The 13034-nt window shown below is 61.7% G+C and carries 10 protein-coding genes and 1 pseudogene; 7 read left to right on the top strand and 4 right to left on the bottom strand.

The genetic code is table 11. The annotated features are described in order from the left end of the window. Nucleotides 1–1107 (bottom strand): cation:proton antiporter domain-containing protein (locus ACYP33_RS16935; protein WP_459622921.1); only part of this gene is annotated, 1107 nt, incomplete at its 3' end. Between the two features lie 188 nt (nt 1108–1295). On the opposite strand from ACYP33_RS16935, the gene ACYP33_RS16930 reads away from it, so the two are divergent. Further along, complete coding sequence (locus ACYP33_RS16930; RefSeq protein WP_459622920.1) at nt 1296–1625, top strand: hypothetical protein; 330 nt, start codon at nt 1296–1298, stop codon at nt 1623–1625. Between the two features lie 115 nt (nt 1626–1740). Next, entirely contained in the window at nt 1741–1914 is a 174-nt protein-coding gene (locus tag ACYP33_RS16925; protein ID WP_414445239.1) for a hypothetical protein, read from the top strand. Between the two features lie 109 nt (nt 1915–2023). On the opposite strand, the gene ACYP33_RS16920 is transcribed toward ACYP33_RS16925, so the two are convergent. Both ACYP33_RS16920 and ACYP33_RS16915 read right to left on the bottom strand, forming a co-directional pair. After that, nucleotides 2024–2194, bottom strand: coding sequence for a hypothetical protein (locus ACYP33_RS16920; protein ID WP_459622919.1), 171 nt, complete (start codon nt 2192–2194; stop codon nt 2024–2026). Next, entirely contained in the window at nt 2191–3441 is a 1251-nt protein-coding gene (locus ACYP33_RS16915) for a phosphatidylserine decarboxylase family protein (RefSeq protein WP_459622918.1), read from the bottom strand. The genes ACYP33_RS16920 and ACYP33_RS16915 overlap by 4 nt, the downstream gene beginning before the upstream one ends. A 305-nt stretch (nt 3442–3746) precedes the next feature. Here ACYP33_RS16915 and ACYP33_RS16910 point away from each other — a divergent pair, with 305 nt between their 5' ends. The 5 genes and pseudogenes from ACYP33_RS16910 to ACYP33_RS16890 all read left to right on the top strand — a co-directional run. Further along, complete coding sequence (locus ACYP33_RS16910; protein ID WP_459622917.1) at nt 3747–6416, top strand: type VI secretion system Vgr family protein; 2670 nt, start codon at nt 3747–3749, stop codon at nt 6414–6416. Beyond that, nucleotides 6413–8434 carry a phospholipase D-like domain-containing protein gene (locus tag ACYP33_RS16905; protein ID WP_459622916.1) on the top strand — a complete coding sequence of 674 codons (2022 nt, stop codon included), beginning with the start codon at nt 6413–6415 and terminating at the stop codon, nt 8432–8434. Before ACYP33_RS16910 ends, ACYP33_RS16905 begins: the two co-directional genes overlap by 4 nt. Nucleotides 8435–8442: 8 nt before the next feature. Beyond that, nucleotides 8443–9738 (top strand): SEL1-like repeat protein, encoded by a 1296-nt coding sequence (locus ACYP33_RS16900; protein ID WP_459623174.1) that lies wholly within the window; start codon nt 8443–8445, stop codon nt 9736–9738. Between the two features lie 90 nt (nt 9739–9828). After that, the gene (locus ACYP33_RS16895) at nt 9829–11127 is read left to right on the top strand and encodes an SEL1-like repeat protein (protein WP_459622915.1); all 1299 of its coding nucleotides are present in this window, start codon (nt 9829–9831) and stop codon (nt 11125–11127) included. Between the two features lie 114 nt (nt 11128–11241). Then, nucleotides 11242–11361, top strand: a pseudogene (locus ACYP33_RS16890) (hypothetical protein); the annotation flags it as partial. A gap of 42 nt (nt 11362–11403) precedes the next feature. On the opposite strand, the gene ACYP33_RS16885 reads toward ACYP33_RS16890, so the two are convergent. Continuing rightward, the gene (locus ACYP33_RS16885; protein WP_459622914.1) at nt 11404–12570 is read right to left on the bottom strand and encodes a hypothetical protein; all 1167 of its coding nucleotides are present in this window, start codon (nt 12568–12570) and stop codon (nt 11404–11406) included. Nucleotides 12571–13034 lie beyond the last annotated feature (464 nt).

The following is a 13034-nucleotide window of genomic DNA, read 5'->3' as shown; positions in this document are numbered from 1 at the left end:
CGGCGAGCCGGCCAGCGACAGCCTTACCGCGAGCGGCCGAATTATCAGCATCAGCGCGGCGGCGAGCGCGGCCATGGCCCATGAGAACTGCGTCACGACGAACGTGGCGAGCAGGCTGCCGATCATCGTCATGATCACCACCTCGGCGATCCGCTCCAGTTCGATGGTGAAGCCGAGCACCGATTCGGTCATGTAGGCGTGGGCGCGCTGCGGGTCCTGCTCGGTTGCGCCGATATCGTTCGAATCGACCGAGCCGATCACCTCGGTCGGCGCGCTCGGGCCGCTCGCGCGATGCTCGACGCGCCGCATCGCCACGCCGGCCGCGAACGCCGACAGGAAGCCGAACGTATCGGCCAGTTGCGCCACGCCGAACGCGATCACGATCAGCCCGAGCGCGAAGAAGCCTTCGAGCCCGAGCGCCTGTGCATGATGCGTGCGCAGCCGTGTGATGCCGTGGGTGGTGATCCAGCCCAGGCCCGTGCCGATCGCGAGCGCGCCGACGATGCCCCATGCGGTGTGCAGCAGGAACGGCAGCGAGGCCGGTGCGGCGCCTTGCGTCATGTCGAGGTGCCCGCACAGCGCGAGGCCCGCCAGCACGAACGGCAACGAAATGCCGTCGTTGAGCCCGCCTTCGCCGGACAGCGCGAAACGCACCAGATCGACGTCGCCGGGGTTGCGCACTTGCACGTCGTGGGCCAGCACCGGATCGGTCGGCGCGAGCATCGCCGCCAGCAGCAGGGCCGGCCCCCATCCGAGGCCGAGCAGCCAGACCGCCGCGCCCGCCAGCAGCGGCACGGTGACGATCATCGCGATGAAGCCGAGCCGCGCCGGCAGCAGCCAGCGCCGGTCGAGCGCGGCCACGCGCAGGCGCAGGCCGATCGCGAACAGCGACACCAGCAGCGCGACCTCGGCGATCTGCCGCAGCAGCTTCGCGTCGCGCCCGAGATCGAGATGCATCATGCCGAGCCCGGCCGGCCCGAGGGCCGCGCCCACCGCCAGATAGATCATCGCGGTGCTGCATGGCAACCGATGGAGCGCCGAACTCGTCACGCCGACCACGATCAGGACGCCGCCGACCATCAGATACCACAGCGTTTCATGAAGCATTGAGATTCCTCCGTCGCGGATGGTGGGAAGGGTGCGATGCGCGCGAGGAACGTTGCGCACGCCACCATTTCCGACCGAGTGCCCATGACCCAAGCAAATATCGCGCCGCGCGCGCGTTTTGGCGCGGAACGCGTCTTGCGTGCCCTGGCGGTTCCTCAACCCTCAACCACGATCGTAAGGAACCGACCATGCAATCAGTCAAGCCGATCCTCCCGCACTTGCTCCGCGCCGCCCTCGGTGCTTCGCTGGCCGCCGTATTGGCCGCATCCCCCGCCGTCCACGCCCAAAGCTCCATGCAGCCCGCCACCAACACGCCGCAGGGCGCGCGCGGCGAGACCCCGCATTACCCGGCCTCGGGCGTGGCGGGCCAGGGCGCCGAGCCGATGCAGGGCGCCAGCCCCGGCGGCAACGGCATGAAGCCCCACACGAAGAAGCCCAAGGGCGCGCGCGGCGAAAACCCGCATTACCCGGCACCGGGCATGCCGGGGCAAGGCGGCAGCGCCGCGCAGGGCAACTGATCGACTGCGCCGGCCGGGCAGAATCTACAAAGCGTGTAGCAAAGACCGGCCGGCGCGCGTGACCGCCTCGCCCGATGCCGATGGCCGGGGCGACCCGATCCTCACAGGAGCAACGATGAACGCGATTCCCATGACAGCGAACCACCGGTTCCCGATGTCCGCATCCCATATTCCGCCGTTTCCCGATCCCGACCCGGTCGATCCGCCAGGCCAGGACGATCTGCCCGGCATCCCGCCCGAACCGCTGCGCGACCCCGAGCGCGTGCCGCCGTTGCCGGTCAGTGCATGACCTTGCGTCACCGCTGACCGCTGACCGTATCGCCTGGCCGGCGCGCCAGGCCGATATGCGCGTCGCGACCGAATCGCTCGCTCAACGCCTGCGCCGCCTTGGCGGCCTGTTAGCCGCGCGCCGGGTTCTGCCGCGTGATCGAATCCATCCGGCTGACCGCCGCATCGTCCTGCCCAATGTTCCCGCGCTGCCGAGCGCCGGCCGCGACGATCTCGTCGAAACCGAACGCGCCGCCCGGCGGCCCGGGCAGCGCGCGATCGACCCCGACGTTTCCGCTCAACGCGCGATCGCCAACGCGGCCCCGACCGGCAGCACCGGCGAATCCCGATCGGGCGCGGCCTCCACGAGAAAGCGCCCGACCACGCCCGGCTCGAACAGCATGCAGTAGGTCGAGCCGCCGTACTGGAAGTAGCCGATTTCGTCGCCTTTCGCGACGCGCTGGCCGGGGAACGCGTCGATCACGCACGACGACACGTCGCCCATGCCGACGAACACGCAGGCCACCGTCCCCATGCCCGGGTCCTCGCACTCGATCACCACCACCGCACGGGTGGCCACCGCCGTCATGTAGCCCTGCGAATCGTTGAGGCCGGACGGATCGAGCCCTTCGACGTCGGCGGCCGAGAAATAGCTGCCCGGCACGCGATAGGCATGGGTGATGGTGCCGCCGACCGGCGCGTGCCAGCGGTGGTAATTCCACGCACTCAAGTAGGCCTGATAGACGTCGCCGCCCACGAAGCGCTCGGCCAGCAGCGACTGAGCGGGCGTCAGCATGTCGCGAATCGAATACGGCTGCGACTTGATCCAGAAATCGTCGAGGCGCTGCACGCGGCCGGCGATCTGGTACGGCGCGGCCTCGCAGGCGTTGACCACCACGCGCGCGTCGCCGGGTTCCGCCACCGGGCGCGCGCCGTCGCGAAAGCGCCGCGTGAAGAAGTGATTCCACGATTCGAAGCCCCAATGGGGTTCGTCGGGTCGGCAGATGAATTCGTCGAGCCGCATCCGCTCGCGCGCCTCGTGGCAGAACCAGCCGTCCGGCCCGCTGTCGTGCAGATGGGTGCGCGAGTGCGGGCCGGACAGGAACGCCGACCAGGTGGTCAGCAGCTTGCCCAGTTGCGTGTTGACGGCCTCGTCGCGGAACAGCGCATAGCCGGCCGGCATGCACATCGGCCAGTCGAGCAGGGCATTGACGGGGCACACGATCAGGCCGGTCTCGCTGAACGGCGGCGCGTAGCGCAACACGGAGTCGAGGATCGTCATGAGGTCGTCGATGGTCGCGTAGCCGAGCCCATAGCCGGCCTCCCGCGCCTGTTCGATCGCGCGGCTCAAGCCCATGCGCAGCATCGGATCGCGCTCGAACAGCGCCGCCAGTTCGGCCACCACGGCGGAACGCGGATGCGCGCCGGCCTGCGCGTACGCATCGTGGGCGAGTTGCCGCCGGTACGCGGTCATGTGCTGTTCCTCGGCGGCGAGCCAATCGCCGAGGCGGCGGCGCGTGTTGCGGGCAGGGCCTTGGATGGGGGGCATGGGGGTCTCCGGGTAGGGGGTGCCTGGAAGTAGGCAGCATCCTGCGTGCCCGAGGGCCAGGAATTCATTCAAATGTTTTTAATGAGATTTGTTCGCCTACAAGATGATTTTGAATTTATCAATTGGTTAATTCTTAAAAATGACTTATCTATAATTATTTATCTTATTTAATTTATCAAATTTCTTTGACGAATTGCGATTGATCCGTTTAATATGCCTCGCGAGAAAATGACGATTCGAGTTTTCAATAAAATAAAGTCATAGAAGTTTCGACGCAAAAAATCCAAAAAATCCGAGAGGCCCGCATGTCGACGAACTTGATGTCACAGGCGTACGAGTTGAAGCTGGCGTCGCATCCGGCACCCATGTCCGTGCTCCGCTTTACGGGCCGGGACGCCGTGAGCGAGCTATACCGCTACCACATCGAATTCACGAGCCCGATCGCAGCGATTCCGATGGGCCAGGTGGTGGGTCGTCCCGCCAAATTCGTGGTGGCGCCGGTCGATCCGAACAGGGATTATCTGCAAAGGATGTTCGGCGAAAACGCCGAACAGTTCATCAAGGTGCCCCCGGCCTATACGATCCACGGCGTCATCACGGAGTTCGACGAGTGCGGCACCTCGGGCGACCAGACGCACTATCGGGTTCTGCTCGAACCGAAGCTGGCCGATTTGAACCGGGGCGTCACGAGCCGGCTATTCCAGAATCAATCGATCGAGGAGATCGTCACTCATACGCTGCGCCATCATGGCTATCGGGCGGGAGTCGATTTCCGGTTCCAGTTGCGCGGCCAATACAAGCGCCGTGAATACGTCACCCAGTATCACGAGACGACCTTCGCGTTCATTCAACGGCTCTGCGCCGAGGAAGGGCTGTGGTTTCGCTGGGAGCAGAGCAAGGATTACGCGGTGCTCGTGCTGGGTGACGATCTGGATGCCTATGCGCGCAAGCAGCGCACGGTGTCGTACCTGCGCGACGCGGGGCTCGAGAGTTCAGGCCAGGATGCGATCAAGACGCTCGAAAAGCGGACCAGGCGGGTACCCGAAGCCGTGCGCCTGCACGACTACAACCACCGGCAGGCCGGGGTCTCGTTGCTGGTCGAGGAAAACGCGGCGCGCAACGACCCGACGACGAGCGGCATCGATTACCAGTGGGGCGAGCACTACGCCACACCCGAGGAAGGTCGGGGCCGGGCACGCCGGCGTCACGAGGCACATCTGGCCAACCAGATCACCTTCAAGGGGACCGGCAATCCGTTCTGGCTCGAAGCCGGTGAAGTCATGCGGCTCGCGCCGAATCCGGCCGAAGCGAAGCATGGGATTTTCGTGACGTCGGTGCAATCGCAGGGGGGCCGCGATCAATCGTATTGGGTCACCTTCGAGGGCGTGCCGTCGGACCGCGTGTGGCGCACGCCGGTCGCCACGATCGATCGACCCTCCATCGGTGGCGTCCTGCCGGCCCGGATCACCTCTCCGGGCGATTACCCCTACGCGTATCTGACCGAACAGGGGTGGTACGTGATCAAGCTGCCGTTCGACCTCGATGGATGGAGCCCGGGCGGCACCAGCCGGCCGGTGCGGTTCGCGAAACCGTACAGCGGCGACAACTACGGGCATCACTTCCCGCTGATCGACGGGGCGGAGGTGGCGGTCGTCTTTACGCACGGCGATCCCGACCGGCCCGTGATCATCGGAGCCATGCACGATAGCCTGCATCCCGATCTCGTCACGAGCCAGAACCACACGCGGAACCTGATCCGCACCGCCGCGAGGAACGAGCTGCGGATGGAGGACAAGAGAGGCGTCGAGCACGTTCACCTCACGACGCCGTATCGGGCGAGCGAGCTCAACCTCGGCCACATGGTCGATGACAACCACCAGGCGCGCGGCAAGGGAGCGGAGCTTCGTACCGACGAACACGTGGCGATCCGGGGCGGCAAGGGCGTTTTCATTTCCGCCGACATGTTGTCGGTGCCGAGCGGGCCGCAACTCGACATGCGGCCAGCCCAAGGGCGGCTTGAGCTTGCGCTTCAGCAGATGCAGTCGCTCGCCGATGCGGCGCAAGCCGCCGAAGCGGTCGCTGCCGATTACGCCAGGCAGAAAGTCCTGCTGGACGAAACCTTGGGCGAACTGAAAAAAGCTGGCGTGCTGATCAGTGCACCGGCCGGCGTCGGGATCGTATCGGGCGACCACCTGCAGCTCACGGCCGGCAAAAACCTGATCGCAAACGCGGGCGGCAATGCCGATATCGGCGTCATGAAGCGATTCACGGTGGCTGCCGGCGAGGCCGTCTCGTTGTTCGCTGCCCAACTCGGCATCAAGTTGTTCGCCGCGAAGGGGAAGGTCGCCATCCAGGCGCAAACCGACGACATGGCGTTGGCGGCGTTGAAGGACGTCACCATCACCAGCGCCGAGGGCCGGCTCGTGCTGTCGGCCGCGAAGGAGGTGTGGATCGGCGCTGGCGGCTCGTATATCCGGATCGACGCCAATGGCATCGAGAACGGCACACCGGGGGACATTCTCGAGAAGTGCGCGTCGTGGAACAAGCCAGGCCCCGCTTCGGCACAAGTCGGCAGTGCGCTGCGGAACAGTTTGCCTGCCGCGCGCCTGGTGTTGAATCTGGCAGCCTCGCCGTCCGCCATGGCGGCCATTCCGCAGGATGTACCGTACAAGCTGTACGCACAGGGCGCGTTGGTCACGCAAGGGATCACCGATGCAACCGGGCGGATTGTCATCGATCATCGCCCGGGCACGCAATCCTATCGGCTCGAGTTCGCCAATGGGGTCGCCTACGACATTCCTGTCGGTGAGGCATTTCGCGGCGATGCGGCCAATGGGCAATTGGCCAATCAGGGCTTCCATTTCTTCGAGCAAGGCGAGAACGGCGATGGCACTGATCGTGCCGCCCATCGCCTGCAGTATTACCGCTTGCTGAATCCCGATACCGACGCTCCGAACGCGGAGGCCCGGTCATGAGTCAGCCGGCAGCCATTACCGTTCCGATTGCGCGATCGTGTGGCGATACGGCGACCTTGACGTTGCCGCATCACGTGCAAGGCGCGGAATACAAGGCGAGGGAGGCGACGCACTTGCCGCTGGTCAACGGCGAGGAGGCGTTCGGCGCTGTCTACGATGCGATTGCCACGGCGCAACACAGCGTCGAGATTGTCTGCTGGGGGTTCCAGCCGTCGATGTACTTCAAGCGTGGGTCGTCAAACCAAGGCTCGCTGTCGATCGGGGCGTTGCTGCTCGAACGGGCGCGACGCAACGTGACGATTCGATTATTGGTATGGGGCGATAAATTCCATGTGGCGCAATTCATGGAAAACATGATGCCTGGCGGTCGATTTTCACAAAAACCCGACAATCGGAATTCAGCTCAAAGAGAGTTTGATTTGTGGTGGTATTGGCAGGTCAAGCTGGATAAAAAGAATCGGTTGGGAACCGATGCGACGGGGGCCGATTTGTATCAGTTTCCGATGAATTACGTGGCAAAAGGTATGGAATATGAAGCCAGGCGCGCGCAGTTGCCGTTTCGTGACCCGGCATTCCGCCATATCGAATTCGCCACGCGGGATTTCACCATGATCGAGCGCGCCGAAATTGGATGGCGAACGGCGACGGACAGTCAATACAGCGAGCGCAGCGTCAAATCGAAGGTCCAGAATAGCGTCGCAATGGGGCTGGCGCCGTCACACCATCAAAAAATGGTGCTGGTCGATTATGAGCATCCGGAATTGGCGACCGGTTTTGTGATGGGGCACAACACGCTCGACGAATACTGGGACACGAGCCGCCACGGCGATACGCGCATGCATCCCAAAATGGGACGCAACGGATTTCTGCCGCGGCAGGATATTTCCGCTCGTGTCACGGGGCCGATTCTGATCGATTTGAACCAGAATTTCTGTCAGGCATGGGATGCAACGACGGGACAACGGCTGGAACAGCAGCGGGGATCGGTGAAGGCCCCGTTGCTTCGCTGCGGCAAAGACGATTTGCCGGTGATGGCGCAGATCCTGCGCACTCAGCCCCAAGTCAAGAAAGAGGGCGTGAAAGATGCCAAGCGTGGGGTGAAAGACATCGAGCGTCTTTACCTGCAAGCGGTCAACAATGTGACCAATTTCATTTATATCGAGAATCAATTTTTCCGATTTCCGCCGCTGGCTGAAAAGCTGACCAATCTGATCAAGGCGTATCAGGCTGGTGGGCGCAAGACGCCGCTTTATTTGTTCGTCGTGACGAATTCGAGCAACGACGGGATTGGTTTGGGTACTGTGAGTACCTACCATATGCTCAATGCGTTGGGGCGTGCGGATGTGTTGCCAGGCGTGTCGAAATTGGAGCGTTCGGACGAATTGGAGAAGCAATACAAGGAAGCACTCGGAGCGAAGAAAACGGCCGATCTCGCATATGAGCGTGCAAAGCGGGTGGGGGTCGATCCGTTTTCTGGTTCGGGGCAGTATGCCGTGAACAATTTGATCGCTGCGCAACGGGATGCTGCGGAAGCCGCTCAGCGGGTGAGCGGCCTGGAAGTTCAACTGGAAAAGGCCAAGACCGAGAACCCGGAGAAGCTCAATATTCCCGGGCTCAATGTGCATATTTGTACCCTTGTTCCACCGGATGCACCGAAAGGTAAAACGTGGGACGAAGTTTATATTCACTCGAAGTTGATGATTATCGACGATGTGTTCGTTACGCATGGCTCGGCGAATGTCAATTTGCGTAGCATGGAGGTGGATAGTGAGTTGAATATTTGCCACGAGTCCATGCGGGTTACGCAGCCGCTGCGGGAGAAGATATGGAGGATTCATGGGGGGGATAAGGCGGTGGGGGAGAAGGATGGGAATGGGAGGTTGGATGCGGGTGTTGCATTTGAGGAGTGGAGTGATGTTATGTTGATAAATAAGGAGAAAAGAGATGCGAAGGGTGTGCCATCGACATCTTTGGTTGAATTTAGTCGGGATGATCCGAGTCGCTCTTATCTAGATTGACGGACGTGATGCGAATAATAATTTCAATTTTTCTGGCGATAGCCAGCTTATCTGCTTGCTCGAAGGAGAACGATTTGCCAGGATCGTCTGACCTCGCCAGTGTACGCACCAATCTAGTGTTCACTTGCACCCATGAAGCGGATCGCCTGCCTGTCTTGGACCCAGACGCAGATGTGTTATTTCGTTACGGGCGCTATCTGCAGACAGGCGATGGCCGGAAGAATTTCGACGAAGTCGCGCGTTATTTCCGAATTGCGGCGGCACACGGTCATTACAAGGCGAACCACAACGTGCAGCAATTGGTGTCGCATGGCATGGCCAGTTCACCGAATGCGGCACACGAGGCAGTCGAGTGGGCGAGTCAGTTGGTCAGTCAGGGTATTCCGATGGGTTATTACGATATCGGCTATTACCTGAATTCCGGGTATGGATTGAAGCAGAATAAGGAGCTGGCGCTGAAATATATCCGAAAGGCTGCCGACCTTGGCAATGCGGATGCTCAGTACTATGTCGCCAGATTACTTGCGCCCAATGACCGAGCACCGAATATTGCTCGGCAGATGCGCCAATGTGCCGCCGATCAGGGGCACGGCCGTGCGGCTTACGAGTTAGCGATCCACTTGGCTTATATAGGGAGGTCTGATGGCGCCGTGCTGGCCTATCAGAAAGGCGTGGCCGCAGGAGTCAGCGGGACCGCCATGAATCTTGAAAAGGCCTTCCTGTCACCGGAATCGATTGATAAGCAATTCGCTCTCGACGTGCCAAAAGATCCCGAGCGGTCACGTCGCTATCGAATAATCGCTCAGTTTTTAAGGAATAACCAACTGGCGAACCCGAAAGTTCCCGACGTCGACCAGATCGTTCCGTTACCGCCGGCAAAACTCCCACCATGGGACGGTACCTTCGAATGGGAAAAGCAACGCGCTCAGGTGCCGCCCAAACCGTCGGAAGAATTGATCGACCGATTGGCAAAGGAAAAAAACCTGAATCCCGAGACCGGATGGCCGCTTTCGGCTGATGCCCGGATTTCGCGGGCAGCGGCGTCGCCCGAATTAATTGCTCGATTGCCATTGGGCTCAACGGCGCGAGCCGGAACGCAGTGTCCCGAAAGCGGAGTCTGGTGTGCGCAACTTCGCCCGGGCCTTCAGGCTGAAACGACACGGATTTTCAAAAAGGGCGACGAATTGCCGATGATTGATTTTTACGAACCGCGTCCACTGGCCTTGCTTGATCGCGTAATGGGCGAACGCCGCTTGACGACAGACGTTGTGTGGAAGCTGGTCGCCTATGAGGACAAAACGTGACGATATCGAATTGATTCCGCATGCACTCGCGCGCGCCGATCGGGCTCGGCAGTCTCGCTTAAGCGCGCGTAAAAAGAAGGGGATGTTATTTTGAGAAATCTCACCATTTTAATTTTTCTGGCAATTGCGAGTTTATCCGCCTGCTCGAAGGAACATGATTTGCCCGGATCGTTTGACCTTGCTGGCGTACGCGCCAATCTGGCGTTCACCTGTAGCCGCGAAGCGGATCGACTACCTGCCATCGATTCGGACGTTGATGCGTTGTTCCGCTATGGCCGTTATTTACAGACGCACGATGGGCCGAAAAACTTCGACGACGTTGCACGTTATTTCAGGATCGCTGCCGCACATGGTCATTACAAGGCCAATCACAACGTACAGCAATTGGTGTCGCATGGCATGGCCAGTTCTCCGAATGCGGCACACGAAGCAGTCGAGTGGGCGAGTCAGCTAGTCACTCAAGATATTCCGATAGGTTACTACGATATCGGCTATTACCTAAATTCAGGATATGGACTGAAGCAAAACAAAGAATTGGCGCTGAAGTATATTCGGAAGGCCGCCAATCTGGGAAATGCCGGTGCTCAGTATTATGTTTCGCAGTTGTTTGCTCCTCATGATAAGGCGCCGAATGTGGCCATTAAAATGTTGAAATGTGCGGCTGATCAAGGGCACGGACGTGCGGCTTTGGAGTTGGCATTATATTTCGAAATCATTAATAACCTCCGTGAGGCCGCGCTTACTTTTCAAACAAGCGTGGCTGCAGGAAATAGCACATCTGCCTTGGCCCTTGAGAAATCTTTTTTAGATCCTCTTGTCACTGATAGAGCGTTATATCTTGATTTGCGTAGCGATTCCGAGCGCTCGCGTCGCTATCAGGTGATCGGGAAATTTCTGAGAGCCAACGAACTAGCGAACCCGAAAGTTCCTGACATCGACCAGATCGTTCCGCTGCCGCCGGCAAAGCTCCCAACATGGGACGGTACGTTCGAATGGGAAAAGCAGCATGCCCAAGTGCCGCCCAAACCATCGGAAGAATTGATCGACCGATTGGCAAAGGAAAAAAACCTGAATCCCGAGACCGGATGGCCGCTTTCGGCTGATGCCCAGATTTCGAGGGCAGCGGCGTCGCCCGAATTAATCGCTCGATTGCCATTGGGCTCAACGGCGCGAGCCGGAACGCAGTGTCCCGAAAGCGGAGTCTGGTGTGCGCAACTTCGCCCGGGCCTTCAGGCTGAAACGACACGGATTTTCAAAAAGGGCGACGAACTGCCGATGATCGACTATTACGAACCGCGTCCGCTGGCCTTGCTTGATCGCGTAATGGGCGAACGCCGCTTGACGACAGACGTCATGTGGAAACTGGTCGCCTACGAGGACAAAACGTGACGATGCAAGCCGCCTGCCGATCAAACCCAAGCTCCAATCCCGAAACAACCCGCCTCCGTTTTTAAAGAACCCCAATCATGATCAACCTCATCCGACTCGGCGACACGACCGAGCATGGCGGAACCGTCATCACCGCGTCGGTATGAATTGCAGGCGGTGCCCACCCCGGGTGTGACCGACATGAAATTCGTGCTGTCCGGGCGCGAGCTTCACTACCTCAACCAGAAGCAGGCGTGGACGCCATTCGAGTGGCCCGGCCAGTCGCCGCCTTTGCGCTCATTGCGATTGCGTGCACGGCGCGGGCGCGGTGCTGTTGATCAGCGCGGCGCTTTCCTGCGCCACGGCCTGCGCCGCGATCTGCTGCAATCGCACGGCCAGCGTGGCAGGAATGCCGAGCTGCTGCGCGGCCACCTCGGCGGCGCCGAAGCGCGTCGCATCGCCCCCCGTGATCTGCGTGAACAGCACGAGGCCGGCCAGATAGGCGCCGTTCACGCTCGGGTGCATGTAGTCGGGCGCGCTGATCTGCGGATCGTTGACGGCGTTGATGCCGTACCAGAGCAGCGGCAGGCTCGCGCTGGTCGTGACGAACGGATCGGAATTCGCGACGCCCTGATTCCACGCGAGCCGCCACGCCTCGCCGGCCGGCGCGACACCGGCGATCGCGCCATCGACAGCCGCCGCGTTGTAATACGCGTCGTGGTTCGCATCGGCGAGCGTGTTCAGCGCGGTTTGATATTGCGCGGCGAAACCCGACGCGCTCGTGCTGCCGGCCAGCGTTTGTGCGAGATCACCGCGCGCCCACGGCTCGTACAGATACACGTTCGCATGCGGCGCCGCGCCGTGCACGGCGCTCTCGATTGTCTTCACGCTCGCGCAAAAATCCTTCGGATTACTGACGCTGGAGCCGGTCAGCGCCGACGGCAACGGCTTGACGCTGAGTTCCTGCAACACCACCGCGTTCCAGCCCGGCTGGGCGATCACGCTGGGGGCGGCCGCGAAATTCTTCGCGAGGCTCGTTTGCGAGATCGCTTCGATATGGACGTCGTAACGCAACCCGGCCTCGGCCGCGAGCTGCGCGAAGATCGCCGGAATGCCGCCCCACGGCCCGGTTTCGAGCTCGGCGCGCGCGCCGGTCTGGCCGTAGTTTTCGTCGACCACCAGCGTCGAGGCGCTGGTGGAGCCGGCCGCGCCGCCCGAATGATAGGGGCGCACCGGCGCATAGCGGCCGTGCGTGAAGCTGTCGCCGACGAACAGGATGTGCTGCACGCCGGCGGCGGACGCCGACGACGTGGAAGACGATGTCGCGCTGGACGAGGCGGCGGCCTGTCCGCCGTTGTTGTCGTCGCCGCCACCGCAGGCGGCGAGCCATGCCGCGAGCGTGAATGCCATGCCGCATGCGGCGGCCAGCCGGGCCGCCTTTCGGGAAAACTGCTTGTCGATCACGTTGCCTCCGTTCGGGTGCGCGGCGTTGCGCCTGCGCGACCCGGATGCTGCCGGCGGCCTCCGGGTCATGCCGATGGGGCCGCCTCGATATACGGCGCGCACGTTCCGATGCCGCGCCGATCCCGCTCGACGTTCGGTGCGATCGCTCGTGGCAGGGCGATATCGGCGATATACGGCGCGGCGATATCCGGCGACGTTGCGCGCTTGCCCCGAGCGAAGCGGCAGCCTGCCGTCGATCCTGCCGCGCAGGCTACGGGGGAGTGCGGGGCGTGTCCAATATGCTTTTGCGCACGCACCCATATCGGTGCGATATGCGAATGCGGATGGGCGTGGCAGGCGCGTTGGGGCGAGGTGGTGGCTTACAAACAGCCTGGGTGAGTGGCGGCCGCGGGAACCGGCGGCAGGAATTACCCCGAGCGTGCTGGATACGTGGGCAGCGTGCTGCGCGATATCCCGTCATACCC

The organism is Burkholderia sp. 3C (assembly GCF_054589155.1).
The sequence above is the reverse complement of the archived record's forward strand: the minus strand, read 5'-3'. Positions and strand labels throughout refer to the sequence as shown.